Annotated in this window: 37 protein-coding genes; 27 read left to right on the top strand and 10 right to left on the bottom strand. The window is 68.6% G+C overall.

What is annotated here, in order from left to right; all coding sequences use genetic code 11:
• Positions 1-37: 37 nt before the first annotated feature.
• Together N5875_RS15985 and N5875_RS15980 are read right to left on the bottom strand one after the other, a co-directional pair.
• The gene (locus N5875_RS15985) at positions 38-805 is read right to left on the bottom strand and encodes a hypothetical protein (protein ID WP_318208680.1); all 768 of its coding nucleotides are present in this window, start codon (positions 803-805) and stop codon (positions 38-40) included.
• 123 nt (positions 806-928) lie between these two features.
• Positions 929-1123, bottom strand: coding sequence for a hypothetical protein (locus N5875_RS15980; RefSeq protein WP_318208681.1), 195 nt, complete (start codon positions 1121-1123; stop codon positions 929-931).
• Positions 1124-1423: 300 nt separating this feature from the next.
• On the opposite strand from N5875_RS15980, the gene N5875_RS15975 reads away from it, so the two are divergent.
• A complete protein-coding gene (locus N5875_RS15975) occupies positions 1424-2188 on the top strand; it encodes a hypothetical protein (RefSeq protein ID WP_318208682.1) in 765 nt (254 codons plus the stop codon).
• Positions 2189-2215: 27 nt separating this feature from the next.
• Here the strand turns inward: N5875_RS15975 and N5875_RS15970 are convergent, their stop codons facing one another.
• The 4 genes from N5875_RS15970 to N5875_RS15955 all read right to left on the bottom strand — a co-directional run bounded on the left by N5875_RS15970 (position 2216) and on the right by N5875_RS15955 (position 4266).
• Positions 2216-2566 carry a hypothetical protein gene (locus tag N5875_RS15970; protein WP_318209217.1) on the bottom strand — a complete coding sequence of 117 codons (351 nt, stop codon included), beginning with the start codon at positions 2564-2566 and terminating at the stop codon, positions 2216-2218.
• Between the two features lie 113 nt (positions 2567-2679).
• Positions 2680-2970, bottom strand: coding sequence for a hypothetical protein (locus tag N5875_RS15965; protein WP_318208683.1), 291 nt, complete (start codon positions 2968-2970; stop codon positions 2680-2682).
• 97 nt (positions 2971-3067) lie between these two features.
• Positions 3068-3673, bottom strand: coding sequence for a phage tail protein (locus N5875_RS15960; protein WP_318208684.1), 606 nt, complete (start codon positions 3671-3673; stop codon positions 3068-3070).
• A gap of 182 nt (positions 3674-3855) precedes the next feature.
• A complete protein-coding gene (locus tag N5875_RS15955; RefSeq protein WP_318208685.1) occupies positions 3856-4266 on the bottom strand; it encodes a hypothetical protein in 411 nt (136 codons plus the stop codon).
• A 283-nt stretch (positions 4267-4549) separates the two neighbouring features.
• On the opposite strand from N5875_RS15955, the gene N5875_RS15950 reads away from it, so the two are divergent.
• Entirely contained in the window at positions 4550-5377 is an 828-nt protein-coding gene (locus N5875_RS15950; protein ID WP_318208686.1) for a hypothetical protein, read from the top strand.
• A gap of 107 nt (positions 5378-5484) precedes the next feature.
• Here N5875_RS15950 and N5875_RS15945 read toward each other — a convergent pair whose 3' ends face one another.
• Genes N5875_RS15945 through N5875_RS15935 form a run of 3 tightly spaced genes read right to left on the bottom strand, consistent with a single transcriptional unit; the run spans position 5485 to position 6717 of the window.
• Complete coding sequence (locus N5875_RS15945; protein WP_318208687.1) at positions 5485-5688, bottom strand: hypothetical protein; 204 nt, start codon at positions 5686-5688, stop codon at positions 5485-5487.
• Positions 5682-6425, bottom strand: coding sequence for a hypothetical protein (locus tag N5875_RS15940; protein ID WP_318208688.1), 744 nt, complete (start codon positions 6423-6425; stop codon positions 5682-5684). Before N5875_RS15940 ends, N5875_RS15945 begins: the two co-directional genes overlap by 7 nt.
• Positions 6418-6717: a WhiB family transcriptional regulator gene (locus N5875_RS15935; RefSeq protein WP_318208689.1), complete on the bottom strand. Its 300-nt coding sequence runs from the start codon at positions 6715-6717 to the stop codon at positions 6418-6420. Before N5875_RS15935 ends, N5875_RS15940 begins: the two co-directional genes overlap by 8 nt.
• 234 nt (positions 6718-6951) lie before the next feature.
• On the opposite strand from N5875_RS15935, the gene N5875_RS15930 reads away from it, so the two are divergent.
• The 5 genes from N5875_RS15930 to tuf all read left to right on the top strand — a co-directional run bounded on the left by N5875_RS15930 (position 6952) and on the right by tuf (position 12077).
• Positions 6952-7404 carry a helix-turn-helix transcriptional regulator gene (locus tag N5875_RS15930; RefSeq protein WP_318208690.1) on the top strand — a complete coding sequence of 151 codons (453 nt, stop codon included), beginning with the start codon at positions 6952-6954 and terminating at the stop codon, positions 7402-7404.
• 314 nt (positions 7405-7718) lie between these two features.
• On the top strand, positions 7719-8090 hold the full coding sequence (gene rpsL, locus N5875_RS15925; protein WP_003948652.1) for a 30S ribosomal protein S12: 372 nt from the start codon (positions 7719-7721) through the stop codon (positions 8088-8090).
• A 2-nt stretch (positions 8091-8092) separates the two neighbouring features.
• Positions 8093-8563, top strand: a complete 471-nt coding sequence (gene rpsG, locus N5875_RS15920) for a 30S ribosomal protein S7 (protein ID WP_015035567.1) — start codon at positions 8093-8095, stop codon at positions 8561-8563.
• 39 nt (positions 8564-8602) lie between these two features.
• On the top strand, positions 8603-10732 hold the full coding sequence (gene fusA / locus N5875_RS15915) for an elongation factor G (RefSeq protein ID WP_189831628.1): 2130 nt from the start codon (positions 8603-8605) through the stop codon (positions 10730-10732).
• Positions 10733-10883: 151 nt separating this feature from the next.
• Entirely contained in the window at positions 10884-12077 is a 1194-nt protein-coding gene (tuf, locus tag N5875_RS15910) for an elongation factor Tu (RefSeq protein ID WP_026058274.1), read from the top strand.
• Between the two features lie 86 nt (positions 12078-12163).
• On the opposite strand, the gene N5875_RS15905 is transcribed toward tuf, so the two are convergent.
• Positions 12164-14167, bottom strand: a complete 2004-nt coding sequence (locus N5875_RS15905) for a PIG-L family deacetylase (RefSeq protein ID WP_338494420.1) — start codon at positions 14165-14167, stop codon at positions 12164-12166.
• A 188-nt stretch (positions 14168-14355) separates the two neighbouring features.
• On the opposite strand from N5875_RS15905, the gene N5875_RS15900 reads away from it, so the two are divergent.
• The 20 genes from N5875_RS15900 to rplR all read left to right on the top strand — a co-directional run bounded on the left by N5875_RS15900 (position 14356) and on the right by rplR (position 24768).
• The gene (locus tag N5875_RS15900; protein ID WP_266968361.1) at positions 14356-14718 is read left to right on the top strand and encodes a YciI family protein; all 363 of its coding nucleotides are present in this window, start codon (positions 14356-14358) and stop codon (positions 14716-14718) included.
• Positions 14715-15956 (top strand): DUF6596 domain-containing protein, encoded by a 1242-nt coding sequence (locus tag N5875_RS15895; protein ID WP_338494417.1) that lies wholly within the window; start codon positions 14715-14717, stop codon positions 15954-15956. The genes N5875_RS15900 and N5875_RS15895 overlap by 4 nt, the downstream gene beginning before the upstream one ends.
• Before the next feature lie 445 nt (positions 15957-16401).
• A complete protein-coding gene (gene rpsJ, locus N5875_RS15890) occupies positions 16402-16710 on the top strand; it encodes a 30S ribosomal protein S10 (RefSeq protein WP_003948644.1) in 309 nt (102 codons plus the stop codon).
• Positions 16711-16721: 11 nt separating this feature from the next.
• The gene (gene rplC, locus N5875_RS15885; protein WP_041664123.1) at positions 16722-17366 is read left to right on the top strand and encodes a 50S ribosomal protein L3; all 645 of its coding nucleotides are present in this window, start codon (positions 16722-16724) and stop codon (positions 17364-17366) included.
• A 7-nt stretch (positions 17367-17373) separates the two neighbouring features.
• Positions 17374-18024 (top strand): 50S ribosomal protein L4, encoded by a 651-nt coding sequence (gene rplD / locus N5875_RS15880; RefSeq protein WP_318208693.1) that lies wholly within the window; start codon positions 17374-17376, stop codon positions 18022-18024.
• Positions 18024-18347, top strand: a complete 324-nt coding sequence (rplW, locus tag N5875_RS15875) for a 50S ribosomal protein L23 (RefSeq protein WP_024755407.1) — start codon at positions 18024-18026, stop codon at positions 18345-18347. Before rplD ends, rplW begins: the two co-directional genes overlap by 1 nt.
• 40 nt (positions 18348-18387) lie before the next feature.
• Positions 18388-19224 (top strand): 50S ribosomal protein L2, encoded by an 837-nt coding sequence (gene rplB, locus N5875_RS15870; RefSeq protein WP_030214008.1) that lies wholly within the window; start codon positions 18388-18390, stop codon positions 19222-19224.
• Positions 19225-19236: 12 nt separating this feature from the next.
• A complete protein-coding gene (rpsS, locus tag N5875_RS15865) occupies positions 19237-19518 on the top strand; it encodes a 30S ribosomal protein S19 (protein ID WP_024755409.1) in 282 nt (93 codons plus the stop codon).
• Between the two features lie 43 nt (positions 19519-19561).
• Positions 19562-19909, top strand: coding sequence for a 50S ribosomal protein L22 (gene rplV / locus N5875_RS15860; RefSeq protein ID WP_004571827.1), 348 nt, complete (start codon positions 19562-19564; stop codon positions 19907-19909).
• The gene (gene rpsC / locus N5875_RS15855; protein ID WP_017239578.1) at positions 19909-20757 is read left to right on the top strand and encodes a 30S ribosomal protein S3; all 849 of its coding nucleotides are present in this window, start codon (positions 19909-19911) and stop codon (positions 20755-20757) included. Before rplV ends, rpsC begins: the two co-directional genes overlap by 1 nt.
• A 5-nt stretch (positions 20758-20762) precedes the next feature.
• Entirely contained in the window at positions 20763-21182 is a 420-nt protein-coding gene (gene rplP / locus N5875_RS15850; protein ID WP_015035580.1) for a 50S ribosomal protein L16, read from the top strand.
• Positions 21182-21406 (top strand): 50S ribosomal protein L29, encoded by a 225-nt coding sequence (gene rpmC / locus N5875_RS15845; protein ID WP_015035581.1) that lies wholly within the window; start codon positions 21182-21184, stop codon positions 21404-21406. The genes rplP and rpmC overlap by 1 nt, the downstream gene beginning before the upstream one ends.
• Positions 21406-21687 (top strand): 30S ribosomal protein S17, encoded by a 282-nt coding sequence (rpsQ, locus tag N5875_RS15840; protein WP_015035582.1) that lies wholly within the window; start codon positions 21406-21408, stop codon positions 21685-21687. Before rpmC ends, rpsQ begins: the two co-directional genes overlap by 1 nt.
• A 100-nt stretch (positions 21688-21787) precedes the next feature.
• Entirely contained in the window at positions 21788-22156 is a 369-nt protein-coding gene (rplN, locus tag N5875_RS15835) for a 50S ribosomal protein L14 (protein WP_003956455.1), read from the top strand.
• 2 nt (positions 22157-22158) lie between these two features.
• The gene (rplX, locus tag N5875_RS15830) at positions 22159-22470 is read left to right on the top strand and encodes a 50S ribosomal protein L24 (protein WP_015035583.1); all 312 of its coding nucleotides are present in this window, start codon (positions 22159-22161) and stop codon (positions 22468-22470) included.
• Positions 22467-23024, top strand: a complete 558-nt coding sequence (gene rplE / locus N5875_RS15825) for a 50S ribosomal protein L5 (RefSeq protein ID WP_106975815.1) — start codon at positions 22467-22469, stop codon at positions 23022-23024. Before rplX ends, rplE begins: the two co-directional genes overlap by 4 nt.
• 5 nt (positions 23025-23029) lie before the next feature.
• Positions 23030-23215, top strand: a complete 186-nt coding sequence (locus N5875_RS15820) for a type Z 30S ribosomal protein S14 (protein ID WP_003948630.1) — start codon at positions 23030-23032, stop codon at positions 23213-23215.
• Positions 23216-23421: 206 nt separating this feature from the next.
• The gene (gene rpsH, locus N5875_RS15815; protein ID WP_015035585.1) at positions 23422-23820 is read left to right on the top strand and encodes a 30S ribosomal protein S8; all 399 of its coding nucleotides are present in this window, start codon (positions 23422-23424) and stop codon (positions 23818-23820) included.
• A 21-nt stretch (positions 23821-23841) separates the two neighbouring features.
• The gene (gene rplF, locus N5875_RS15810; RefSeq protein ID WP_015035586.1) at positions 23842-24381 is read left to right on the top strand and encodes a 50S ribosomal protein L6; all 540 of its coding nucleotides are present in this window, start codon (positions 23842-23844) and stop codon (positions 24379-24381) included.
• A gap of 3 nt (positions 24382-24384) precedes the next feature.
• Positions 24385-24768: a 50S ribosomal protein L18 gene (rplR, locus tag N5875_RS15805; RefSeq protein ID WP_015035587.1), complete on the top strand. Its 384-nt coding sequence runs from the start codon at positions 24385-24387 to the stop codon at positions 24766-24768.
• Positions 24769-24781 lie beyond the last annotated feature (13 nt).

Here is a 24781-nt window from a genome sequence, read left to right as displayed (position 1 = left end):
TGCTGACTGGATTCGGGTAGGACATGGCGAGCGGCTGTCAGGCCAGTGCGGCCCTCAGCAGGTCGACCTCGGCACGGAGTTTCGTGATCCGGTTGGTGCTGTTGGTGACGGAGGAGTCGTTGGGGATGTTCTGCACGGCCTGGCGGACGTTCCTGTCCCGGCTTTCGAGTGCCCGGATCCGGTCGCGCGCGTTCCTGAGGAGGGGCGTCATCCGCCGGATCCGCGTCTCGATGAGCTCGTCCCGGCTTTCGAGCGCCCGGATCCTGTTGCGCGCGTTCCTGAGGAGCGGGACCATCCGCTTGATCCGGGTCTCGATGTTCTGGATCCGGGTGTCGAGGAGCTTGGCCTCGTGGTTGGCCTTGTCCAGCGGCGTCATGATCTCGCGCTTGGCGATCCTGCTGACGAGGTGCTTGTAGACCGGGCGGCGCACGTAGTTGGCGACCTGCTCGCTGAAATCGAACATGGCGACATCGACCTTGACGAGCGTCATGCCGATCATCGCGGCGGTGAGACCGGTGACGAACCCCATGAACTCGGGGGTCTTGTACCACTCCTTCTGGGGCTCCCAGGTCATCTCCCCAGCGGTTTCGATCTCCTGCTTGACGTAGGCCTTGAGGCCCTCGTCGTAGGTCTTGAAGGTGCTCTTGGTCTTGCCCTGTTCGTCCTTCTCCTTGAGGACGAAGTCCAGGGACTGCGCATCCAGCTTCGCCTTGATCTGCTCGACGAGGCCGTTGTCCGCCTTGACCATGTCGCCGCGGAGGGTGGCGATCATCTGCTGGGGAGTCTGCTCCGGCTGGTCGCTCACGTTGTCTCCCTTTCTCGGAGGGCTTCGCGTTCCGCCGGACACCCCGCGCACGGCGAAGGCCCCTGCCGGAGAGGGGCCGGCGGGGGCCTTCGTGCGGGGAGCGGAGTGTGCGGACGGAAGGGGTTACGAGGCGCGGCGGAGTTCGACGAGGGCGTCGTTCCAGCCGGCCTTGTACGCGTGGATCTCGCGAGCCGCGACCTCGGCGTCGAGGGTGGCGAGCAGTGCGCGCTTGTCGAGGGGACCGGGGCGGTGCAGCAAGGCGTCGACGCGATCGTGGAGCGTGTTCGGTATGCGGCTTCCCCCGGTCTGGGACGTCATGGTGCCCTGCCTTCCGATTGCTTGCCGTCGTGGGGCCGGTGATGGGCTGGGCCCGTGGTCGACTCCCCGGCTGGATCGAACTGGTGTGCGATGCATTGTCGAACACGGGTTCGAGGTTTGTCGAGCCGGAAACATCTGACGGCGTGTCTTCCTGCGTGTTTCCCGAACGGGTTGGCGACTGAAGGGCTCTTGCGTTCGACCGGGTAACCTGGAAGGCGCTCTCCGGACCGGACCACCTCGGGGCGCCGGGGGCGCGAGGGGCGCGCGGGGACCCCAGGGGGCTGGAAGGCAGTACTGCGCATGGACACGGAGCCGGGTGCCAACCGGCGGGAGCGAGTCGTCGACTGGCTCGCGGCCCACCCCGATCTGCCCCATCTCTTCGCACGCCTCTCCGAGCTCGTCCTGGTCCACGGATACGCCACCGAGGACCTCGTCGTGATCCCCCGGGCCGAGGTCGACCGCCGGGAGACGGCCGCGTTCACCGCGGGCTGGGCCGAGGCTGTGTCGGACGAACTCCCGCGCATACGACGGGAGTACGAGAAGCGCGTCGCCGACGCCTACACCCAGGGTCAGGGCGACGCGCGGGGCATCCGCCGGCCCGAGCGGCGGATCGACGGCGGACAGGACGGCGCCCGGGTCATCGCACTGCCCTTCGCCCGGCTCCTCGAACCGCCCGCCGTCGTGGTCGAGGCCGAGGAACGCGTCCGCAGGGAACGCGAACTGTTCGAACAGCGGCCCGAACCGGAACCCGAACACGCCTCGGGCCCCGAACCGGGCGCGGACCCCGACGTCCTGCCGACCGCCCAGGAGCGCCGGACCCGCAGAGGCGGCCAGCCGGTGCGTAAGGTCGTACGCGGCAAGGGCGGACGCCCGATCGTGCCACCGCTCGCCGGGGTCCCCGTACAGAACGGCCCGAACGCCGACCGGCGCGAGCACGAGGCCACCGAGGCCGACACGCGTCCGGGGAAGGGGCGCCGGGGCTCCCTGTCCGAGCGGGCCAAGGCCCTGGAGAAGGAGCTCTCCGCCGAGCGAGCACGGGAAGCGCCCCCGGAATCCGCTCCCTGACGGGAACGGCCTCCGGGGGCCGCGGGGTCACCCGAAGAAACGGGCGAGGGCGTGGGGAGACACCGCCGCGCTCTCCTCGGCAGGCGTGCTCCCCCCGTGTCCGTCGGTGTCCGCGCCGCCTGCCCCGGCCACCCTGTCGAAGGCGGAGGCGGAGGCGTCGGCGTCCCGGTCCGGGACGGCCGGCCGGGGAACGGGCGCCGGCGGATCGGGCTGGTCGCCGTCCTCGCCGCTGTTGACGCACATGAACATCCAGTTGGCGACGGCCAGATGGTCCACCGTGGCCGCCAGCAGATGATCGCTGACCGACCACTCGGCGGACTCGCCGTGGATCTCCCGCTGGACGGCGCTGTCCCGCGGCAGATGCTTGATCAGCGCCAGGACCCGGCGGCTGGAGAGCGTGCCGCGGTGCCAGTCGAGGAGATCGGTGGAGTAGTAGCGGAGGAAGTCCGCCTCAAGGGCCTCGGCGTGTTCGTCGACGAACTCGACGAGGCTCAGTCTTCCCCCAGGCCGAGCCCGGTCTCCTTGCCGTAGGCCTCCAGGACGGCGGCGATGTCCTGCATGGTGATGTCGTGCTGCTCGAAGCGGGCGAACTGCTCCTCACCCATGAGGAGTCCGAGCAGCCCGTCCACGTCGTTGTCGTCGAGCTTGCGCAGCGCCTTGGCCGTCGCACGGCTCAGTTCGGTCGGAAGGGTGTAGCTCTCGCCGTCCAGCTCGAAGGACCAGGCGCGGCCGTGGGCCTCCTGTCGCTGGGCGCGGGCGGCGTTGACGTCGAAACGGGCCATGGTGACGCGTACTCCTTGTTTCGGGTGAAAGAAGGGGAGATCGGAGAGGGAGCGGGGCGGGACGGCGGTGGGCCGTCCCGCCCCGGGTGGAGCTGGATCAGACCGCCGCGCCGTACTGGCTGTCCTTCATGAGGAAGGTCGCCAGCGGCTTGCCGTCCGCGCTCGACATGGCGCTGAAGGTGATGCCCAGGGTGGACGCCGCCTTGCGGGCCAGCTTGATGTCGTCGGACGCGGTGACCTGGCCGCGCGGGATGATGAAGCGGTACGTGACCGCGTTGGTGGTGCCGGCCTTGACGTCGGTGAACTCCAGGCCGAGGGCGCGGGCGTCCGCGTACGGACGCTCGGCGATCTCGTACTTGAAGGTCTCCGTCGACGCGGCCGGGTCGGCCTCGACCTTCCCGCCGCCCATGAAGAACGGCAGCGTGTTCTCGTTGAACTGGAGCATGGAGAACTTCAGCGAGAGGTCACGGGCCGAGTAGATGTAGTGGATCGGGGAGACCGACTGCCACGAGTCGATGGGCTCCAGCTTGTCCTTCTTGGAGAAGGTGACACCGTCGCCGGTGGTGAAGCCGAGGTCCGTCCAGCCCGTCCAGTCGGCGGAGGGCTCGCCGGTGCCGAAGGCGGGGGCGTTGGTGCCGACATCGGCCACGTAGAGCTTGCCGGTACCGGCGACGCGGATCTCGGACGAGTTGTTTCCTGCCATGGTGGGTTTCTCCTTGGTGAGAGGGCTGCCGCCCCGGACGTCGGTCCGGGTACGGCAAAGGCCCCGCCGGACGGCGAGGCCTGGTCTGTGGGGCGAGCGCCCGGGGGCCGCTCGGTGCGGGCCCGGGAGGCACGGCGAGCGGCTGGAACACGCTCGGCGAGCGGCTGGGCCGTGTCTCAGGTCTAGAAGACGCTCAGGGAGAGGCGGATGACGCACAGGTAGCGGTTGGCGCCCCGGTAGAGGTAGTCGGGCAGCCAGCGCGGCCCGTCCTGCTCCTCGACGTCGTGGACGACGTTGTCGGCGCCGATCTGCTTGCCGATGGTGGCGAGCAGGGCCCGGCGGGCGCCGTTGGCGAGGACGTGGGCGGCGTTCTTGGTCGGCCCGTACACCTCGAACTCGATCAGCGGCATGTCGACGTGCAGGTCGCCGATCCAGGCACCGCCGCGGCGGTTCACCAGGACGGCGAGCTGGGTGCCGTCGAAGCCGGCCGGCGCGTGGACCGCGATGGTCGCGCCGGCCAGCGCCGGATCGGCCTTGAGGACGTCGACGACCAGCTTCTCGACGTCCGGGAACGCACTCGGGGGAGTGGTCATGACGGTTTCTCCTCGGGTGAGGGGTGCGGGACGGGGCCGCCCGGGACGCTCCGGCGGGAGGGGGCGGGGCGCGGCAGCGCGCCCGGACGGCCAACGGCGAAGCCGCCGCCCGTTGTTCGGGCGCAGCTCCGCCGCTGCACCAACTGTGACAGAGAGCGTGCGCGCACGCAACTAGTTCGGTGCGGTCGACGGCCCGGCGTGCGCGCACCCCTCCGTACGTCCTTCCGTACGGGCCCGCGCGGACGGCCGATAGGTTGGCGGCCACCGACCGAGGAGCCGCCCCGTGCCCGCCGCCCGCCCCCGCCTGCTGTACGTCACCGACCTCGCCTACCCGGCCCGCGGACGGCGCTACTGCGACGAGGACATCCACCTCACCGCCCGGCTCCGCGCCTCCTTCGACCTGGCGCTCTGTCACCCGCTCGACGCCGCCGCCCTCATGAACGGCTTCGACGCCGTCGTCGTACGCAACAGCGGCCCGGTCATCGGCTACCAGAAGGAGTACGACGCCTTCCGCGAGCGCGCCCTGGCCGAGGGCACCCGCGTCTACAACCCGCTCCACGGCCGCGGCGACATGGCCGGCAAGCAGTACCTGCTCGACCTGACCGCCGCCGGGTACCCGGTCATCCCCACCGTCGACCGGCCCGAGGACCTCCACCGGCTCCCCGAAGCCGCCGAGTACGCGGTCAAGCCCAAGGCCGGGGCCGACTCGATAGGCCTGCGCTTCCTGGCGTACGAGGAGCTCGCCGGCCTCGCGTACGACGACCTCCTCGTCCAGCCGCGCGTCGACTTCCGGTACGAGGTCTCCTTCTACTTCGTCGACGACCTCTTCCAGTACGCCCTCCACGCCCCCGACCCCGGGCGCCGCTGGGTCCTGGAGCCGTACGAGCCCACCGAGGACGACCTCGCGTTCGCCCGCCGCTTCGTCGACTGGAACACCCTCGACCACGGCATCCAGCGCGTGGACGCCTGCCGCGCCCCGGGCGGCGAGCTGCTCCTCGTCGAGCTGGAGGACCTCAACCCCTATCTCTCCCTCGACCGTGTCCCCGAGGAGACCCGCGACCGCTTCGTCGCCGCCCTCACCGCCTCGCTCGACCGCTTCCTGAGGGCATGAGAAAGCGCCCCCCGTCCTGCACGGACGGGGGGTGCTTCTCGCACGGGGGCGCTTCTCGTACGAGAGGTGCGCGGGGGTACGAGGGGTACGAGGGGTACGAGGGGCGGTCAGGCGGTACGGGGACGGCGGCGGGCCACGCGCTCGGCGGCGAACACGTCCTCCAGGCGGAAGAGCTGCGCCCGGCCCGCCTTCCCCGCGGCCCGCAGATGGCCGAGCTGGACCCACTTGCGGATGGTCGCGGGGGCGACGCCGGCCTCCTCGGCGGCGAGCGGTCCGGGGATCAGGGCCGGCAGCACGGGCGAGCTCAGCATGAGGTCTCCTTCGGGTCGTCCATCGCCGCCTCGATCTCCTCGGTGCGGGAACCGGAGGCGGCCGCGAGGTCCGCCCACTCCCGCTCCGGCCACACGTGCCGGTAGGCGGGGTCGTCCTGACAGCCGCACGCCTCGTCCACGCACACACAGGCGGGGTTCACGCAGAGCACCGCGCGCCGGTCGGGGAAGGCCCGCAACGACACCGAGTCGCACCAGGGACAGCGGCCCGATACCCGTACGACCGTCTCCGAGTCGCCGAGCGTCCGGGCGCAGCGCCGGGCCATCCGGCGGATCTCGTCCCGTACGTGCCGGGCGAGGTCGGGGTCGGCGGCGATCGTGTCGAGCAGCCCCACGATCCGGCGGAGCCGGTCGATCACCCCGGCGCGGGGCGGCCGGGGCAGCGCGAGCCGGGCGCACACGGCCTCCTCCAGCTCCACCACCCCGTCGGTGATGTCGCGGATCGCGTCGGAGACGTGCAGCCGGATCGGGGCGGCGCCGTGGCCGGGGACGGAGAGACCGTGCCGCTGCTGGAGGAGCAACGCCTCGCGGCGCTCCTCGCGGATCTGCTCGTCACGGCCCGCGGGCGAGGGGGCGGGGGCGGTCCCGGCGGGGCCGCGGCGGCCGGGCGCGAGCTCTTCGGCGAGCTCGGGGAACTGGCGTACGAGGGAAGCGGTCCAGAGCGCGATGTCGCGCAGCACGAGCTCGACGGAGGCGGCGGGGGACGTGCGGTCAGCCACGGCGTCCGCCCCGCGTGAGCGTCGGGGTGAGGGCGACCGCCTTCGCCACGCGGGCCGCGTCCGCCGGGCGGCCGTTGCGCCAGAGGCGGCCCGCGCAGACGCCGTCGAAGTAGCTCTCGGCAGGGGCCACCGCCGTCTCGCACTCGCGGCGGACGGCGCAGCCGGCGCAGGCGCGCAGCGCCGGGGCCGCCTCCTTGGCGCGGCGGGCGAAGACGACGGACGGGGAGAGGTCGGCGCACGCGGCGGCGGCCTGCCAAGGGGTGGGGTCGGGCTGGAGCAAGAGGTTCTCCACGGTCCGGGGCTCCCCGAACTCCATGGGACCGATGGGGCCGTTGGGGCTCGGGGGGCCGACGAGTGCGGCGGCGAGCCAGACTTACATGTTGCGTGCGGGCGCGCAACAACTTTGTTGGGCGCTCCTGGAGTGGCCTTCATCGTTTCGACACGTTGCGTACCCGAAACCAAGTAATTCTGTGCGCGCAAGCACGCTAGAGTTGGGCGCCTGGAGGAGTGGAGTGAGGAGCTGTACATGACCACTCGTGGGCTGGACGAGTTCGCAGGCTGGGTCGAAGGCCTGATGCGACAGCGCGGCTACGACATCGACAGCCCGCGCGGCGGCGGCAAGTCCCGGATCGCGGACGAGGCCGGGGTGCACCGGGCCGCCGTGACGCGCCTGCTGCAGCGGCAGAGCATGCCCGACCTGGAGACCATGCGCAGGATCGCCCCGCTCCTTGGGGTCTCGGTCCGCGACATGCTGATCCGGTCCGGCCGGGTGAGCCCGGAGGAGCTCCCGATGGCGGCGGATCTGCTGCCGCCGAGCGACTGGCAGCCGTCCATGGAGGACTTCGCGCGCTGGCTGGGGGTCCCCGACGAGCGCATGGGCGTCTTCGTCAAGGTCGTGAACCAGTTCCTGGAGCCCGACGATACGGAGGCGGTGGGGTCCGCAGAGGCCCCCGAACCCCGCCGCACGGCCCGGGACTGACCCGGAACGGCCCGGGGCCGGCCCCGGGCCGATGCGATCTTGCCTGGTCCCGGCCTTCCCCGGCCGGGACCACGTGCGCGCGGGCATTTGTTTTGACCGGAGTCCATGCGATAGGTACGCTCAAGCCTTGTGCCTGGGGTGTGCCTGGGCTCGCGTGCGTGTCCTCAACCGCAAGGCGAGTCATATATCGGCCACCGTGATCCGCGCCTTTTCCGCCTGGCGGAGAGGTCCGCGAGATTCGACACACCCGACCGCGTGGGTCGGCGAATGTTCCAGGTTAGTTTCACCGACGGCACACAGAAACCGGAGAAGTAGTGCCTACGATCCAGCAGCTGGTCCGGAAGGGCCGGCAGGACAAGGTCGAGAAGAACAAGACGCCCGCACTCGAGGGTTCCCCTCAGCGTCGCGGCGTCTGCACGCGTGTGTTCACGACCACCCCGAAGAAGCCGAACTCGGCCCTCCGTAAGGTCGCGCGTGTGCGTCTGACCTCCGGCATCGAGGTCACGGCCTACATCCCGGGTGAGGGTCACAACCTGCAGGAGCACTCCATCGTGCTCGTGCGCGGTGGCCGTGTGAAGGACCTGCCGGGTGTTCGCTACAAGATCATCCGCGGTTCCCTCGACACGCAGGGCGTCAAGAACCGTAAGCAGGCTCGCAGCCGCTACGGCGCCAAGAAGGAGAAGTAAGAATGCCTCGTAAGGGCCCCGCCCCGAAGCGCCCGGTCATCATCGACCCGGTCTACAGCTCTCCTCTTGTCACCTCGCTGATCAACAAGATCCTGCTGGACGGCAAGCGTTCCACCGCCGAGCGCATCGTGTACGGCGCCATGGAGGGTCTTCGTGAGAAGACCGGCCAGGACCCCGTCATCACGCTGAAGCGCGCTCTCGAGAACGTCAAGCCGGCCCTCGAGGTCAAGTCCCGCCGTGTCGGTGGCGCCACCTACCAGGTGCCGATCGAGGTCAAGCCGGGCCGCGCGTCCACGCTGGCCCTCCGCTGGCTCGTCGGTTACTCCCGCGCCCGTCGCGAGAAGACCATGACCGAGCGCCTCATGAACGAGCTCCTCGACGCCTCGAACGGCCTCGGTGCGGCCGTCAAGAAGCGTGAGGACACGCACAAGATGGCCGAGTCCAACAAGGCCTTCGCGCACTACCGCTGGTAGTCGCAACCCACATCGAGACCGAGAGAAGACTGAGCCGATATGGCTACCACTTCGCTTGACCTTGCCAAGGTGCGCAACATCGGCATCATGGCTCACATCGACGCGGGCAAGACGACCACCACCGAGCGGATCCTGTTCTACACCGGCGTTTCGTACAAGATCGGTGAAGTCCACGACGGCGCTGCCACGATGGACTGGATGGAGCAGGAGCAGGAGCGCGGCATCACGATCACGTCTGCCGCGACGACCTGTCACTGGCCGCTCGAGAATGTCGATCACACGATCAACATCATCGACACGCCGGGTCACGTCGACTTCACCGTCGAGGTGGAGCGTTCGCTGCGCGTGCTCGACGGTGCTGTCACCGTGTTCGACGGTGTGGCCGGCGTCGAGCCCCAGTCCGAGACTGTCTGGCGTCAGGCGGACCGCTACGGCGTGCCGCGTATCTGCTTCGTCAACAAGCTCGACCGTACGGGCGCCGAGTTCCTGCGTTGCGTCGACATGATCGTGGACCGCCTCGGCGCCGTCCCGATCGTCATGCAGCTCCCCATCGGTTCCGAGATGGACTTCCAGGGTGTTGTCGACCTCGTCCGCATGAAGGCTCTCGTCTGGTCCGCCGAGGCCAGCAAGGGCGAGATGTACGACGTCGTCGACATCCCGGCCTCGCACACCGAGCTCGCCGAGGAATGGCGCGCCAAGCTGGTCGAGACCGTCGCGGAGAACGACGAGGAGCTCATGGAGCTCTTCCTCGAGGGCGTCGAGCCCACCGAGGAGCAGCTGTACGCGGCTGTCCGTCGTATCACCATCGCTTCCGGCAAGGGCAACGGCGAGAAGACGGTCACCCCCGTCTTCTGTGGCACCGCGTTCAAGAACAAGGGCGTTCAGCCCCTGCTCGACGCTGTCGTCCGTTACCTGCCGTCGCCCCTGGACGTCGAGGCCATCGAGGGCCACGACGTTCGGGACGCCGAGGTCGTCGTCAAGCGCAAGCCGTCCGACGACGAGCCGCTGTCGGCCCTCGCGTTCAAGATCGCGAGCGACCCGCACCTCGGCAAGCTCACCTTCGTCCGGATCTACTCCGGTCGCCTGGAGGCCGGCACCGCGGTGCTGAACTCCGTCAAGGGCAAGAAGGAGCGCATCGGCAAGATCTACCGCATGCACGCGAACAAGCGTGAGGAGATCGACTCGGTGGGCGCCGGCGACATCGTCGCCGTCATGGGCCTGAAGCAGACCACCACCGGTGAGACGCTGTGTGACGACAAGAACCCGGTTGTCCTGGAGTCCATGGACTTCCCGGCGCCGGTCATTCAGGTCGCCATCGAGCCCAAGTCCAAGGGTGACCAGGAGAAGCTGGGTGTCGCCATCCAGCGTCTCGCGGAGGAGGACCCCTCCTTCCAGGTGCACTCGGACGAGGAGACCGGCCAGACCATCATCGGTGGTATGGGCGAGCTTCACCTCGACATCCTCGTCGACCGTATGCGTCGCGAGTTCAAGGTCGAGGCGAACGTCGGCAAGCCGCAGGTCGCGTACCGCGAGACGATCCGCAAGGCCGTCGAGCGCGTGGACTACACCCACAAGAAGCAGACCGGTGGTACCGGTCAGTTCGCCAAGGTGCAGATCGCGATCGAGCCCATCGAGGGTGGCGACGCCTCCTACGAGTTCGTGAACAAGGTCACCGGTGGCCGCATCCCGAAGGAGTACATCCCTTCGGTCGACGCGGGTGCGCAGGAGGCCATGCAGTTCGGCATCCTGGCCGGCTACGAGATGACTGGCGTCCGCGTCATCCTTCTCGACGGTGGCTACCACGAGGTCGACTCCTCCGAGCTCGCGTTCAAGATCGCCGGTTCGCAGGCCTTCAAGGAGGCCGCGCGGAAGGCTTCGCCGGTCATCCTCGAGCCCATGATGTCCGTCGAGGTCACCACGCCCGAGGACTACATGGGTGAGGTCATCGGCGACATCAACTCCCGCCGTGGTCAGATTCAGGCCATGGAGGAGCGCAGCGGCGCTCGCGTCGTGAAGGGCCTCGTGCCCCTTTCGGAGATGTTCGGCTACGTCGGCGACCTCCGCAGCAAGACCTCGGGTCGCGCAAGCTACTCGATGCAGTTCGACTCCTACGCCGAGGTTCCGCGGAACGTCGCCGAGGAGATCATCGCGAAGGCCAAGGGCGAGTAACTCTCCCGAGTTGACGCTTTAGGCTTGACACCAGTCGTCGGGGCTCAGCCCCCGAAACCCGAGGAACGGGCCCCGGCCGACTGGCATCCCAGCAAAGATCACCTGGCGCCGATGAAGCAAGGCGTACAGAACCACTCCACAGGAGGACCCAGTGGCGAAGGCGAAGTTCGAGCGGACTAAGCCGCACGTCAACATCGGCACCATCGGTCACATTGACCACGGTAAGACGACCCTCACGGCCGCCATTACCAAGGTGCTGCACGACGCGTACCCGGACCTGAACGAGGCCTCGGCCTTCGACCAGATCGACAAGGCTCCCGAGGAGCGCCAGCGCGGTATCACGATCTCGATCGCGCACGTCGAGTACCAGACGGAGTCGCGTCACTACGCGCACGTCGACTGCCCGGGTCACGCTGACTACATCAAGAACATGATCACGGGTGCCGCGCAGATGGACGGCGCGATCCTCGTGGTTGCCGCCACCGACGGCCCGATGCCGCAGACCAAGGAGCACGTGCTCCTGGCCCGCCAGGTCGGCGTTCCGTACATCGTCGTCGCCCTGAACAAGGCCGACATGGTGGACGACGAGGAGATCCTGGAGCTCGTCGAGCTCGAGGTCCGTGAGCTCCTCTCCGAGTACGAGTTCCCGGGCGACGACCTTCCGGTCGTCCGTGTCTCGGCGCTCAAGGCGCTCGAGGGTGACAAGGAGTGGGGCGAGAAGCTTCTCGGCCTCATGCACGCGGTGGACGAGTCCATCCCGCAGCCCGAGCGTGACGTCGACAAGCCGTTCCTGATGCCGATCGAGGACGTCTTCACGATCACCGGTCGTGGCACCGTCGTCACCGGTCGTATCGAGCGCGGTATCCTCAAGGTCAACGAGACCGTCGACATCATCGGTATCAAGACCGAGAAGACCACCACCACGGTCACCGGTATCGAGATGTTCCGCAAGCTGCTCGACGAGGGCCAGGCCGGTGAGAACGTCGGTCTGCTCCTCCGTGGCATCAAGCGTGAGGACGTCGAGCGCGGCCAGGTCATCATCAAGCCGGGCTCGGTCACGCCGCACACCAACTTCGAGGCCCAGGCCTACATCCTGTCGAAGGACGAGGGTGGCCGTCACACCCCGTTCTTCAACAACTACCGCCCGCAGTTCTACTTCCGTACCACGGACGTGACCGGCGTCGTGACCCTCCCCGAGGGCACCGAGATGGTCATGCCGGGCGACAACACCGCCATGAGCGTTGAGCTGATCCAGCCCATCGCCATGGAGGAGGGCCTCAAGTTCGCCATCCGTGAGGGTGGCCGGACCGTCGGCGCCGGCCAGGTCGTCAAGATCACTGCCTGATCTTGAAGTGACCCGGTAGCTCCACGAGCTGCAAGCAGAAGGCCCCGCACCTTTCGGTGCGGGGCCTTCTCGCATGCCGGGAGGCGTTACGGCCGCCAGCTCCAGGGGTGCCCGTCCGCGCCGAGGCCCACCACGGTCGCCCCGTCCGCGCGCAGGTGCAGGGCCGCCGACACCGCCGGCACCCCCGTCGTACGGGTCCGCACCCGGTCCCCGGACCGCACCCGCACCCGGCCGTCCGGATCCGTGCCCAGGAGCACGGTCCCCAGCGCCGCGGACCGCGCGGCGACCACACCCCCGTACCCGTCCAGACCCGCGTCGCCCCCGGGCCCGAGGAGCTCCCCGGCCGCCGGGCGCCGGTAGTAGAGGTCGCCGCCGGCCGACGCCACCGTGGACCCGGAGAGCGGCAGCTGCTCCGGCTGCGCGACCCCGTCCACCCAGTGCCGTACGGACTCCCGTCCCGCCGCGTGGAGGTGCACCCGGCCCCTCGCGTCGAGGGACACGGCGAGTCCGTCCTGGACCTCCGCCGCCCCGGGGAGCGTCCGCCACGGGCTCCAGGAGCCGTCCGCCGCCCGCACCCGGGTCGAGACGTTCCTGTCCGCGTTCCGTACGAAGAGATGGACCCGGCCGTCGGGGGCCGCGACGGCCACCGGCGCACCGACCCGGCGCCCCCGGTCGTCCGTGCGCTCCGGACTCCCGAGTCCGCGCCAGGCGAGGAACGGGCCGCCGGGGGAGCGCTGCTCCAGGAGCACCAGCTCGCGCCGGTTCCGTCCGCCGTGGCCGTCGATCGCGGAGAACCGCACCCCGAAGAGCAGCACCCGGCCGTCGCCGAGCACCGCCGAGCCGAGCGCGGGAGCGAGCGGGCCGCCGCCGAGATCCGTCGGCTCGCCCCAGACCCCGGGAGCCGTCTCCCGCCAGCGGACCGCGCGCAGACCCAGCACCCCGTACGCGGCGAGGCGGCCGTCCGGCTGCTCGGCGAGCGCGGGGCCGGCGGTGGGCCAGCGGTGGTGGGTGGAGCGGACCCAGCCCTTGCGGTTGGTGAGCGGCCGTTCGCCGCCGACGCCGTAGTCGCCGCAGCCCGAGGGGTTGCCGCACTCCCAGGAGGGGTCGCCGCCGTACGGGACGAGGCGGGCGGCCTTCGCCTCGAGCACCTGGGGCGGGAGGTTCTTGGGCCAGTGCCGGTTGTAGTAGCCGCGGAAGGCCGTGGTCGTGAACGCCGGTATCGGTTCGCCGTCCCGGACCGCGTCCGAGACCCAGCGGCTCAGCGCGGCCCAGGTGAAGGACGCGACGGCCGTGTGGTCGCCGTGGTCCGAGTAGCCGGGCTGCTCCGAGTCACGCTTGCGGGTGGCCTCGTCGCTGAGCTGGATGTCCGGGTCGGGGTCCAGGGTGTGCACGACGGTGGGCCGGTAGCGGCCGAGCAGTCCGACGAGGACGCCGACCAGTCGGTCGTAGTCGTAGGTGTCCGAGCGGGTCACGGGCGAACCGGTCGACAGATGGGTCCGCAGCTCCAGGGCACGGTCGTGCCAGAGGGCCGGCAGGGCCATGTAGCGCCGGTTGGTGTGCATCGGCAGATTGAGGAAGACCAGCTCGATCCGGTTCCTGCCGTGGACGAGGGTGTCGATCTCCGCCCGCCGGCCACCGGGGAGCGTGAGCACCTCGCGCCGCCAGGGCGTGAACATCGGCAGGCCGAGCGCCGCCGCGTACGACTGGCGCAGGCCCTGGTGGCGCGCCGAGGAGTAGGCGGCGCGGTCCGGGGGAGTCTCCGGCATCCCCTTGATCCGGTTCCGGCCGGTGTGCTCGCCGGCGGTCACGTACACGGAGACGAGCGGGACCCCGGCGTCGAGGAGGCGCTGGGTGTCGGGGTTCATGAAGTACAGGTCGTCGTCCGGGTGCGCGGCGACCTGGAGGAGCAGCGCCCGCCGGGTCCGCGCGGAGGCGATCGGCTTGCCGGGCGCGGGGTCGGCGGTCGGCGCGGTCCTGCGCGGCTCCGGCACGGAACACCCGGCGACGGCCGAGGTGACGGCGAGGGCCGCGGCGAGAACCGCCCGTCGGCGGGGTGCTGTGGTCACGTACACGGTCCGTCCCCTGGGCATTGCGGTCCTCTGCAAGACGGATATCCGGTTCCCGGGGTTGTGTGCGGACGGCCCCCCGCCTGGCAGGATTCGGCCACCGGAAAGAGATCTTCGAAGATCTCCGCCGATCATGTCGAGGACCGGCCACCGGCTCCGACCGAGGGGTGACAGCACGCCGCAGGGGCGCGCGGGACGGGGAGGAACACCACGTGAAGTACGTCGCGATGATCTACGGCAACCAGGCCAAGTGGGACGCGTTCCCGGCCGAGGCCTGGCCCGAGGCGATCGCCCGCCAGGAGGCCTTCAACAGGAAGTACCGCGAGAGCGGCGAGCTGATCGGCGCGTACGGACTCGCCGACGCGGCCGCCGCCCAGCTCGTACGGCGAGAGGGCGGCGCCCCCGCGGTCACCGACGGCCCGTACCTGGAGACCAAGGAGTACCTGGCCAGCTTCTACCTGCTCGACTGCGACAGCCAGGAGCGGGCCCAGGAGATCGCCGCGGACATGCCCTTCGCGGACACCGATCCCGTCGAGCTGTGGCCGGTCCTGCACGAGTCCGCGGCGGACGTGTGAGCGGCTCCGCCGAGGTCGAGGGCCTGCTGCGCACCTACGCGCCGCAGGTCCTCGGCGCGCTCGTCCGCCGCTACGGCACCTTCGACCTCTGCGAGGACGCCGTCCAGGAGGCCCTGATCGCCGCGGCCCAGCAGTGGCCCGCGGACGGCGTCCCCGACAACCCGCGCGGCTGGCTGGTCACCGTCGCCACCCGCAGGTTCGTCGACCTGGTGCGCAGCGAGGCCGCCCGCAGGCGCCGCGAGGACGCCGTGGCCCTGGCCACCCCGGACGCGGAGCTCCTCGCCGGTGCCGCGGACGAGGTTCCCGGCGGCGACCGGGACGACTCGCTCTCCCTGCTGTTCCTCTGTTGTCACCCGGAGCTGTCCCCGCCCAGCCGGATCGCGCTCACCCTGCGCGCCGTCGGCGGTCTCACCACCGCGCAGATCGCCGCAGCCTTCCTGGTGCCCGAGTCGACGATGGCGCAGCGCATCAGCCGGGCCAAGCAGACGATCAGGGCCGCGGGCGGCTCGTTCGCGCTCCCGCCGGGGGAGGACCGTACGGCCCGGCTCGCCGAGGTCCGGCACGTGCTCTACCTGATCTTCAACGAGGGCTATACGGCGAGCGGCGGCGAGGAGCTGACCGCGCCCGAGCTGTCCACGGAGGCGATCCGGCTCGCGCGGCTGCTCCACCGGTTGCTGCCCGAGGACACCGAGGCGGCGGGTCTGCTCGCCCTGATGCTGCTCACCGACGCCCGCAGACCGGCGCGCACCGGCCCGCACGGCGAACTGGTGCCGCTCGCGGAGCAGGACCGGGGGCGGTGGGACGGCCGGCTCGTCGCGGAGGGCGTCGAGCTGATCAGCCGCACCCTGCCGCGGGGCCAGGTCGGCCCGTACCAGCTGCAGGCGGCGATCGCGGCCGTGCACGACGAGGCGGAGACCGCGGGGGCCACCGACTGGCCGCAGATCCTGGCGCTCTACGAGCTCCTGGAGCGGACCGGGCCGAATCCGATGGTCACCCTCAACCGCGCGGTGGCCGTCGCGATGGTCGAGGGGCCCGCGGCCGGGCTCGCGCTCCTGGACGAACTCGCGCGGGACAAGCGGCTGGCCCGGCACCACCGGCTGCTCGCCACCCGGGCCCATCTGCTGGAGCTTCTCGGCGAGAAGGGGACCGCGGCGGAGGCCTACCGGGAGGCGGCCCGCCGTACGACCAGCGCGCCGGAACGCCGTCATCTCACCGAGCGGGCACGGCGCTTGGGGTGAGGCGGAGGGGGCGGTCGAGCCCGGCGCGTGCGCCCCGGCGCATGCCCGTACGTGACGTGGGGTACAGTCTTCGCTCCCGATTGGCGGCCGGATGGCCCCGTGTGGCAGACTGTCGGGGTTGCTCGGTTGAGTGCCGATGCTGCGCGCCTCCCGTCGGGAGGACCGGAAGCGAGTCCCACAGTACTCGTCGCTCCTTCTCAGGAGCGGACGTACGGGAATCTTCTGGGAAGCGTCAGCGGGGTGCCGACCAGGCGCCCGGTGGGTGTTTTGCCCCCGGCCTGCGGTCATGGCGACCGTGCCCCCTTGGTTGGGAAATCCTCAGGGATTTCTGCGTAGAGGGAGTGCGACACGCCCGACCGCGTGGGTCGGAGACACGACAACGCTTTTCAGTAAGCGAAGCCGATCGGGTTCCAGAGCGTTACGAGACAAAGGACTACTAGTAGCCATGGCGGGACAGAAGATCCGCATCCGGCTCAAGGCCTACGACCACGAGGTCATCGACTCCTCGGCGAAGAAGATCGTCGAGACGGTGACCCGCACTGGTGCGTCGGTCGCAGGCCCGGTGCCGCTGCCCACTGAGAAGAACGTGTACTGCGTCATCAAGTCGCCGCACAAGTACAAGGACTCGCGCGAGCACTTCGAGATGCGCACGCACAAGCGCCTCATCGACATCCTCGACCCCACGCCGAAGACGGTTGACTCGCTCATGCGTCTCGACCTCCCGGCGGGCGTTGACATCGAGATCAAGCTCTGAGGGCGCGCGAGATGGCTAAGAACATCAAGGGCATCCTGGGCGAGAAGCTCGGCATGACGCAGGTCTGGGACGAGAACAACCGGGTTGTCCCGGTCACCGTCGTCAAGGCCGGCCCCAATGTCGTGACCCAGGTCCGCACGAACGACATCGACGGCTACGAGTCGGTCCAGATCGCCTTCGGCGAGATCGACCCTCGCAAGGTGAACAAGCCCCTCAAGGGTCACTTCGCCAAGGCCGACGTCACCCCGCGCCGCCACCTGGTGGAGCTCCGCACCGCTGACGCCTCCGAGTACACGCTCGGCCAGGAGATCACCGCCGAGGTCTTCGAGGCCGGCGTGAAGGTCGACGTCACCGGTAAGAGCAAGGGCAAGGGCTTCGCCGGTGTCATGAAGCGCCACAACTTCCGTGGTGGCAAGGCGTCGCACGGTGCCCACCGCGTGCACCGCAAGCCCGGTTCCATCGGTGGCTGCGCCACCCCGGGCCGTGTCTTCAAGGGCATGCGCATGGCGGGTCGCATGGGCAACGAGCGTGTGACCACCCAGAACCTGACCGTCCACGCCGTTGACGCCGAGAAGGGTCTGCTGCTCATCAAGGGCGCCGTCCCCGGCCCCAACGGTGGCCTCGTCCTGGTCCGCACCGCGGCCAAGGGGGTTTGAGGAACCGATGAGCACCATTGACATCCTTTCGCCGGCAGGCGACAAGACCGGGACCGTCGAGCTCCCCGAGGAGATCTTCGGCGCCAAGGTCAGCGTTCCGCTGATCCACCAGGTCGTCGTCGCGCAGCTGGCCGCGGCCCGTCAGGGCACGCACAAGACCAAGCGCCGTGGCGAAGTCCGTGGTGGTGGCAAGAAGCCTTACCGCCAGAAGGGCACCGGCCGCGCCCGTCAGGGTTCGACCCGCGCCCCGCAGTTCGCCGGCGGTGGTGTCGTCCACGGCCCGCAGCCGCGTGACTACTCGCAGCGGACCCCCAAGAAGATGAAGGTCGCCGCCCTCCGCGGTGCCCTCTCGGACCGGGCCACCCACTCCCGCATCCACGTCGTCACCGGCGTGGTCGAGGGTGACATCTCCACCAAGGCCGCGAAGACGCTGTTCGGCAAGATCTCGGAGCGCAAGAACCTGCTCCTGGTCGTCGAGCGCTCCGACGAGGCCGCGTGGCTGTCCGCTCGTAACCTGCCCCAGGTGCACATCCTGGAGCCGGGCCAGCTCAACACGTACGACGTGATCGTCTCCGACGACGTGGTCTTCACCAAGGCCGCCCTCGAGTCCTTCGTGTCTGGCCCCCAGACCGACGAGACCGAAGGGAGCGACGCCTGATGACTGAGGCCGTCGTCACCAGCAAGACCTTCTCGGACCCGCGCGACATTCTCGTCAAGCCGGTTGTCTCGGAGAAGAGCTACGCACTGCTGGACGAGAACAAGTACACGTTCATCGTCGCGCCTGGCTCCAACAAGACCCAGATCAAGCAGGCCGTCGAGGCGGTCTTCTCGGTCAAGGTCACCGGGGTCAACACGATCAACCGCCAGGGCAAGCGCAAGCGCACCAAGGCCGGTTTCGGCAAGCGCAAGGACACCAAGCGCGCCATCGTGACCCTTGCTGAGGGCAACCGTATCGACATCTTCGGCGGTCCGACCGCCTAACGGCGGTCTGGATCGTCCGGAATCGGACGAGGACTGAGAAATGGGAATCCGCAAGTACAAGCCGACTACGCCGGGCCGTCGTGGCTCCTCCGTAGCCGACTTCGTCGAGATCACGCGGTCCACGCCGGAGAAGTCGCTGGTTCGCCCCCTGCACAGCAAGGGCGGCCGTAACAACACCGGTCGGATCACCGTTCGCCACCAGGGTGGTGGACACAAGCGCGCCTACCGTGTGATCGACTTCCGTCGTCACGACAAGGACGGCGTGCCGGCCAAGGTCGCTCACATCGAGTACGACCCCAACCGCACCGCGCGCATCGCGCTGCTCCACTACGTGGACGGCGAGAAGCGCTACATCATCGCCCCCAAGGGTCTGACGCAGGGTGACCGCGTCGAGAACGGCCCCGGCGCTGACATCAAGCCCGGCAACAACCTGGCGCTCCGCAACATCCCGGTCGGTACCACGATCCACGCGATCGAGATCCGTCCCGGTGGCGGCGCCAAGTTCGCGCGCTCCGCTGGTGCCTCCGTGCAGCTGCTGGCGAAGGAGGGCACGATGGCCCACCTTCGTATGCCGTCCGGTGAGATCCGTCTCGTCGACGCCCGCTGCCGCGCCACGATCGGCGAGGTCGGCAACGCCGAGCAGTCGAACATCAACTGGGGCAAGGCCGGCCGTAAGCGCTGGCTGGGCGTCCGCCCGACCGTTCGCGGTGTGGCGATGAACCCGGTTGACCACCCGCACGGTGGTGGTGAGGGTAAGACCTCCGGTGGTCGCCACCCGGTCTCCCCGTGGGGTCAGAAGGAGGGTCGTACTCGCTCGCCGAAGAAGGCTTCGAGCAAGTACATCGTCCGCCGCCGCAAGACGAACAAGAAGCGCTAGGAGCGGGTTTAGATGCCGCGCAGTCTCAAGAAGGGACCCTTCGTCGACGGACACCTCGTAAAGAAGGTGGACGTACAGAACGAAGCCGGTACCAAGAACGTCATCAAGACCTGGTCCCGTCGCTCGATGATCATCCCGGCCATGCTCGGCCACACGATCGCGGTGCACAACGGCAAGACCCACATCCCGGTGTTTGTCACCGAGTCGATGGTCGGCCACAAGCTCGGCGAGTTCTCGCCGACGCGCACCTTCCGGGGTCACGTGAAGGACGACCGGAAGTCGAAGCGCCGCTAGTAGCGGGGTGGAATCGACCATGACAGACACTGGAAGGACAACCATGGAAGCCAGGGCCCAGGCGCGGTACATCCGCGTCACGCCCATGAAGGCCCGCCGAGTGGTGGACCTTATCCGTGGCATGGACGCCACGGAGGCTCAGGCGGTCCTGCGTTTCGCCCCGCAGGCCGCGAGCGTGCCGGTTGGCAAGGTGCTGGACAGCGCCATCGCCAACGCTGCACACAACTACGACCACACGGACGCCTCTTCGCTGGTCATCAGCGAGGCGTACGTGGATGAGGGCCCGACCCTGAAGCGGTTCCGTCCGCGTGCTCAGGGCCGTGCCTACCGGATCCGTAAGCGGACCAGCCACATCACCGTGGTCGTCAGCAGCAAGGAAGGAACCCGGTAATGGGCCAGAAGGTTAACCCGCATGGGTTCCGGCTCGGCATCACCACGGACTTCAAGTCCCGCTGGTACGCCGACAAGCTGTACAAGGACTACGTCAAGGAAGACGTCGCCATCCGTCGGATGATGACGTCCGGCATGGAGCGCGCCGGCATCTCGAAGGTTGAGATCGAGCGCACCCGTGACCGCGTGCGGGTGGACATCCACACCGCGCGTCCCGGCATCGTCATCGGCCGCCGTGGCGCCGAGGCCGACCGCATCCGCGGCGACCTCGAGAAGCTCACGGGCAAGCAGGTCCAGCTGAACATCCTCGAGGTCAAGAACCCCGAGATGGACGCTCAGCTGGTTGCTCAGGCCGTTGCCGAGCAGCTCTCCTCCCGCGTCTCCTTCCGTCGCGCCATGCGTAAGAGCATGCAGGGCACGATGAAGGCCGGCGCCAAGGGCATCAAGATCCAGTGTGGCGGTCGTCTCGGCGGCGCCGAGATGTCCCGCTCGGAGTTCTACCGCGAGGGCCGCGTGCCCCTGCACACGCTCCGCGCGAACGTCGACTACGGCTTCTTCGAGGCCAAGACGACCTTCGGCCGCATCGGCGTGAAGGTCTGGATCTACAAGGGCGACGTCAAGAACATCGCCGAGGTCCGCGCCGAGAACGCTGCGGCCCGTGCGGGTAACCGCCCGGCCCGTGGTGCCGGCGCTGGCGACCGCCCGGCCGGCCGTGGTGGCCGCGGTGGCGAGCGTGGCGGCCGCGGCCGCAAGCCGCAGCAGCAGTCCGCGCCGGCTGCCGAGGCCCCCAAGGCCGACGCTCCCGCCGCCGCTGCCGCTCCGGCTGAGAGCACCGGAACGGAGGCCTGACCGAAATGCTGATCCCCCGTAGGGTCAAGCACCGCAAGCAGCACCACCCCAAGCGCTCGGGTATGAGCAAGGGTGGTACGCAGGTTGCGTTCGGCGAGTACGGCATTCAGGCCCTCACGCCGGCGTACGTGACCAACCGCCAGATCGAGGCGGCTCGTATCGCGATGACCCGCCACATCAAGCGTGGCGGCAAGGTCTGGATCAACATCTACCCGGACCGCCCGCTGACGAAGAAGCCCGCCGAAACCCGCATGGGTTCCGGTAAGGGTTCTCCGGAGTGGTGGATCGCGAACGTCAAGCCGGGTCGGGTGATGTTCGAACTGTCCTACCCGAACGAGAAGATCGCGCGCGAGGCCCTGACCCGTGCGGCCCACAAGCTGCCGATGAAGTGCAAGATCGTTAAGCGCGAAGCAGGTGAGCTGTGATGTCGGCCGGTACCAAGGCGTCCGAGCTGCGCGAGCTGGGCAACGAGGAGCTTCTCAACAAGCTCCGCGAGGCCAAGGAAGAGCTGTTCAACCTCCGCTTCCAGGCGGCGACCGGTCAGCTCGAGAACCACGGGCGGCTCAAGTCCGTCCGCAAGGACATCGCGCGGATCTACACCCTGATGCGTGAGCGCGAGCTGGGCATCGAGACGGTGGAGAGCGCCTGATGAGCGAGAGCAACGTGACTGAGAAGACCGAGCGCAACGCCCGCAAGGTCCGTGAGGGCCTGGTCGTCAGCGACAAGATGGACAAGACCGTCGTCGTCGCCGTCGAGGACCGCGTCAAGCACGCGCTGTACGGCAAGGTCATCCGCCGTACGAACAAGCTCAAGGCTCATGACGAGCAGAACGCTGCCGGCATCGGCGACCGCGTCCTCCTGATGGAGACCCGGAAGCTGTCCGCCACGAAGCACTGGCGCGTCATCGAGATCCTCGAGAAGGCCAAGTAATTCTTGAAGGGGTAACCCTTCGAGTTCGTTCCGCCAGGCTCGGCCGGGGCTTCCTCGTGAAGCCCCGGCCGGGAACCGGCAGACAAATCAGGAGATAGACGTGATCCAGCAGGAGTCGCGACTGCGTGTCGCCGACAACACTGGTGCCAAGGAGATCCTTTGCATCCGTGTTCTCGGTGGCTCGGGTCGCCGCTACGCGGGCATCGGTGACGTCATCGTCGCCACCGTCAAGGACGCGATCCCCGGTGGCAACGTGAAGAAGGGTGACGTCGTCAAGGCGGTCATCGTTCGCACCGTCAAGGAGCGCCGCCGCCAGGACGGCTCGTACATCCGCTTCGACGAGAACGCCGCTGTCATTCTCAAGAACGACGGCGACCCTCGTGGCACCCGTATCTTCGGCCCGGTGGGCCGTGAGCTGCGCGAGAAGAAGTTCATGAAGATCATCTCGCTCGCGCCGGAGGTGCTGTAAGCATGAAGATCAAGAAGGGCGACCTGGTCCAGGTCATCACCGGTAAGGACAAGGGCAAGCAGGGCAAGGTCATCACGGCCTTCCCCCGTGAGAACCGCGTCCTCGTCGAGGGTGTCAACCGGGTCAAGAAGCACACCAAGGCCGGCCCGTCGCAGGCCGGTGGCATCGTCACGACCGAGGCTCCGGTCCACGTCTCCAACGTCCAGCTGGTCGTGGAGAAGGACGGCAAGAAGGTCGTCACGCGTGTCGGCTACCGCTTCGACGACGAGGGCAACAAGATCCGCGTTGCCAAGCGGACGGGTGAGGACATCTGATGGCTACCACCACTCCGCGTCTCAAGACGAAGTACCGCGAGGAGATCGCGGGCAAGCTGCGTGAGGAGTTCTCCTACGAGAACGTCATGCAGGTTCCCGGCCTCGTGAAGATCGTGGTCAACATGGGTGTCGGCGACGCCGCCCGTGACTCGAAGCTCATGGACGGTGCCGTCCGTGACCTGACCACGATCACCGGTCAGAAGCCGGCCGTCACCAAGGCTCGCAAGTCCATCGCGCAGTTCAAGCTGCGTGAGGGTCAGCCGATCGGTGCGCACGTCACCCTCCGTGGCGACCGCATGTGGGAGTTCCTGGACCGCACCCTGTCGCTCGCGCTTCCGCGCATCCGCGACTTCCGTGGTCTGTCCCCCAAGCAGTTCGACGGGCGTGGCAACTACACCTTCGGTCTCACGGAGCAGGTCATGTTCCACGAGATCGACCAGGACAAGATCGACCGTGTCCGGGGTATGGACATCACCGTGGTGACCACGGCGACCAACGACGACGAGGGCCGTGCCCTTCTGCGTCACCTCGGCTTCCCGTTCAAGGAGGCGTAAGCGAGATGGCGAAGAAGGCTCTCATCGCGAAGGCTGCCCGCAAGCCCAAGTTCGGCGTGCGTGGCTACACGCGCTGCCAGCGTTGTGGTCGACCCCACTCCGTGTACCGCAAGTTCGGCCTGTGCCGCGTGTGCCTTCGTGAGATGGCTCACCGTGGCGAGCTGCCGGGCGTGACCAAGAGCTCCTGGTAATCCCTTACTTGGGATGACCGGAGTCTCTCGGTAAGCACTGGGTTGGCGGACGCCCAGGCCTCCATGGCTTAGGCTAGGAGGGTTGGGCGTCCGCCGCCCGTACGACTTACTACGCCGTAGGTCCCCGCGCCGCACCCGTCCCGCCCCTGTGTGGGGAGAGGGATGGCGCACTGGAAACCCCGGCGAGAGAGGCCGAAGGCCAATTCATGACCATGACTGATCCGATCGCGGACATGCTGACTCGTCTGCGTAACGCGAACTCGGCATACCACGACTCCGTGACGATGCCGCACAGCAAGATCAAGTCTCACATCGCGGAAATCCTCCAGCAGGAGGGCTTCATCACGGGCTGGAAGGTCGAGGACGCCGAGGTCGGCAAGAACCTCGTCCTCGAGCTCAAGTTCGGTCCGAACCGTGAGCGCTCCATCGCGGGCATCAAGCGGATCTCGAAGCCCGGTCTCCGGGTTTACGCGAAGTCCACCAACCTGCCGAAGGTCCTCGGCGGCCTGGGCGTGGCGATCATCTCCACGTCCCACGGTCTCCTGACCGGCCAGCAGGCAGGCAAGAAGGGCGTAGGTGGGGAAGTCCTCGCCTACGTCTGGTAGTCGGGAAAGGAAGGAAAGCTCATGTCGCGTATTGGCAAGCTGCCTATCCAGGTTCCCGCCGGCGTGGACGTCACCATCGAGGGCCGCACGGTCACGGTCAAGGGTTCCAAGGGCACCCTGACCCACACCGTCGCCGCGCCGATCGACATCGTTAAGGGCGAGGAGGGCGTGCTCAACGTCCTGCGTCCGAACGACGAGCGTCAGAACAAGGCCCTTCACGGCCTGTCCCGCACGCTGGTGGCCAACATGATCACCGGCGTGACCCAGGGTTACGTGAAGGCGCTCGAGATCAGCGGTGTCGGTTACCGCGTCGCCGCGAAGGGCTCCAACCTGGAGTTCCAGCTCGGCTACAGCCACCCGATCCTGGTCGAGGCGCCCGAGGGCATCTCGTTCAAGGTCGAGTCGCCGACCAAGTTCTCGGTCGAGGGCATCGACAAGCAGAAGGTCGGCGAGGTCGCGGCGAACATCCGCAAGCTGCGGAAGCCCGACCCGTACAAGGCCAAGGGCGTCAAGTACGCCGGCGAGGTCATCCGCCGCAAGGTCGGAAAGGCTGGTAAGTAAGCCATGGCATACGGTGTGAAGATCGCCAAGGGCGACGCTTACAAGCGTGCCGCCAAGGCGCGCCGCCACATCCGCATCCGCAAGAACGTGTCGGGTACGGCGGAGCGTCCGCGCCTCGTCGTGACGCGTTCGAACCGCGGTATCACCGCTCAGGTCATCGACGACCTCAAGGGTCACACCCTTGCGTCCGCGTCGAACCTGGACGCGTCGATCCGTGGTGGCGAGGGTGACAAGTCCGCGCAGGCCAAGCAGGTCGGAGCTCTCGTCGCCGAGCGCGCCAAGGCCGCTGGTGTCGAGGCTGTCGTGTTCGACCGTGGTGGCAACAGGTACGCCGGGCGCATTGCCGCTCTGGCTGACGCCGCCCGCGAAGCCGGGCTGAAGTTCTAAGCCCCGGTTCCGG

It is taken from the genome of Streptomyces sp. SJL17-4, assembly GCF_036826855.1.
Lineage (GTDB): Bacteria > Actinomycetota > Actinomycetes > Streptomycetales > Streptomycetaceae > Streptomyces.
The sequence above is the reverse complement of the archived record's forward strand: the minus strand, read 5'-3'. Positions and strand labels throughout refer to the sequence as shown.

Bases quoted from the DNA above. Each gene is read 5' to 3' on its own strand.
- N5875_RS15980 (WP_318208681.1), bottom strand. From the start codon at position 1,123: ATGACGTCCCAGACCGGGGGAAGCCGCATACCGAACACGCTCCACGAT.
- N5875_RS15975 (WP_318208682.1), top strand. From the start codon at position 1,424: ATGGACACGGAGCCGGGTGCCAACCGGCGGGAGCGAGTCGTCGACTGG.
- N5875_RS15965 (WP_318208683.1), bottom strand. From the start codon at position 2,970: ATGGCCCGTTTCGACGTCAACGCCGCCCGCGCCCAGCGACAGGAGGCC.
- N5875_RS15960 (WP_318208684.1), bottom strand. From the start codon at position 3,673: ATGGCAGGAAACAACTCGTCCGAGATCCGCGTCGCCGGTACCGGCAAG.
- N5875_RS15955 (WP_318208685.1), bottom strand. From the start codon at position 4,266: ATGACCACTCCCCCGAGTGCGTTCCCGGACGTCGAGAAGCTGGTCGTC.
- N5875_RS15945 (WP_318208687.1), bottom strand. From the start codon at position 5,688: ATGCTGAGCTCGCCCGTGCTGCCGGCCCTGATCCCCGGACCGCTCGCC.
- N5875_RS15930 (WP_318208690.1), top strand. From the start codon at position 6,952: ATGACCACTCGTGGGCTGGACGAGTTCGCAGGCTGGGTCGAAGGCCTG.
- rpsG (WP_015035567.1), top strand. From the start codon at position 8,093: ATGCCTCGTAAGGGCCCCGCCCCGAAGCGCCCGGTCATCATCGACCCG.
- fusA (WP_189831628.1), top strand. From the start codon at position 8,603: ATGGCTACCACTTCGCTTGACCTTGCCAAGGTGCGCAACATCGGCATC.
- N5875_RS15905 (WP_338494420.1), bottom strand. From the start codon at position 14,167: ATGCCCAGGGGACGGACCGTGTACGTGACCACAGCACCCCGCCGACGG.
- rpsJ (WP_003948644.1), top strand. From the start codon at position 16,402: ATGGCGGGACAGAAGATCCGCATCCGGCTCAAGGCCTACGACCACGAG.
- rplC (WP_041664123.1), top strand. From the start codon at position 16,722: ATGGCTAAGAACATCAAGGGCATCCTGGGCGAGAAGCTCGGCATGACG.
- rplD (WP_318208693.1), top strand. From the start codon at position 17,374: ATGAGCACCATTGACATCCTTTCGCCGGCAGGCGACAAGACCGGGACC.
- rplW (WP_024755407.1), top strand. From the start codon at position 18,024: ATGACTGAGGCCGTCGTCACCAGCAAGACCTTCTCGGACCCGCGCGAC.
- rplB (WP_030214008.1), top strand. From the start codon at position 18,388: ATGGGAATCCGCAAGTACAAGCCGACTACGCCGGGCCGTCGTGGCTCC.
- rpsS (WP_024755409.1), top strand. From the start codon at position 19,237: ATGCCGCGCAGTCTCAAGAAGGGACCCTTCGTCGACGGACACCTCGTA.
- rplV (WP_004571827.1), top strand. From the start codon at position 19,562: ATGGAAGCCAGGGCCCAGGCGCGGTACATCCGCGTCACGCCCATGAAG.
- rpsC (WP_017239578.1), top strand. From the start codon at position 19,909: ATGGGCCAGAAGGTTAACCCGCATGGGTTCCGGCTCGGCATCACCACG.
- rplP (WP_015035580.1), top strand. From the start codon at position 20,763: ATGCTGATCCCCCGTAGGGTCAAGCACCGCAAGCAGCACCACCCCAAG.
- rpmC (WP_015035581.1), top strand. From the start codon at position 21,182: ATGTCGGCCGGTACCAAGGCGTCCGAGCTGCGCGAGCTGGGCAACGAG.
- rpsQ (WP_015035582.1), top strand. From the start codon at position 21,406: ATGAGCGAGAGCAACGTGACTGAGAAGACCGAGCGCAACGCCCGCAAG.
- rplX (WP_015035583.1), top strand. From the start codon at position 22,159: ATGAAGATCAAGAAGGGCGACCTGGTCCAGGTCATCACCGGTAAGGAC.
- N5875_RS15820 (WP_003948630.1), top strand. From the start codon at position 23,030: ATGGCGAAGAAGGCTCTCATCGCGAAGGCTGCCCGCAAGCCCAAGTTC.
- rpsH (WP_015035585.1), top strand. From the start codon at position 23,422: ATGACCATGACTGATCCGATCGCGGACATGCTGACTCGTCTGCGTAAC.
- rplF (WP_015035586.1), top strand. From the start codon at position 23,842: ATGTCGCGTATTGGCAAGCTGCCTATCCAGGTTCCCGCCGGCGTGGAC.
- rplR (WP_015035587.1), top strand. From the start codon at position 24,385: ATGGCATACGGTGTGAAGATCGCCAAGGGCGACGCTTACAAGCGTGCC.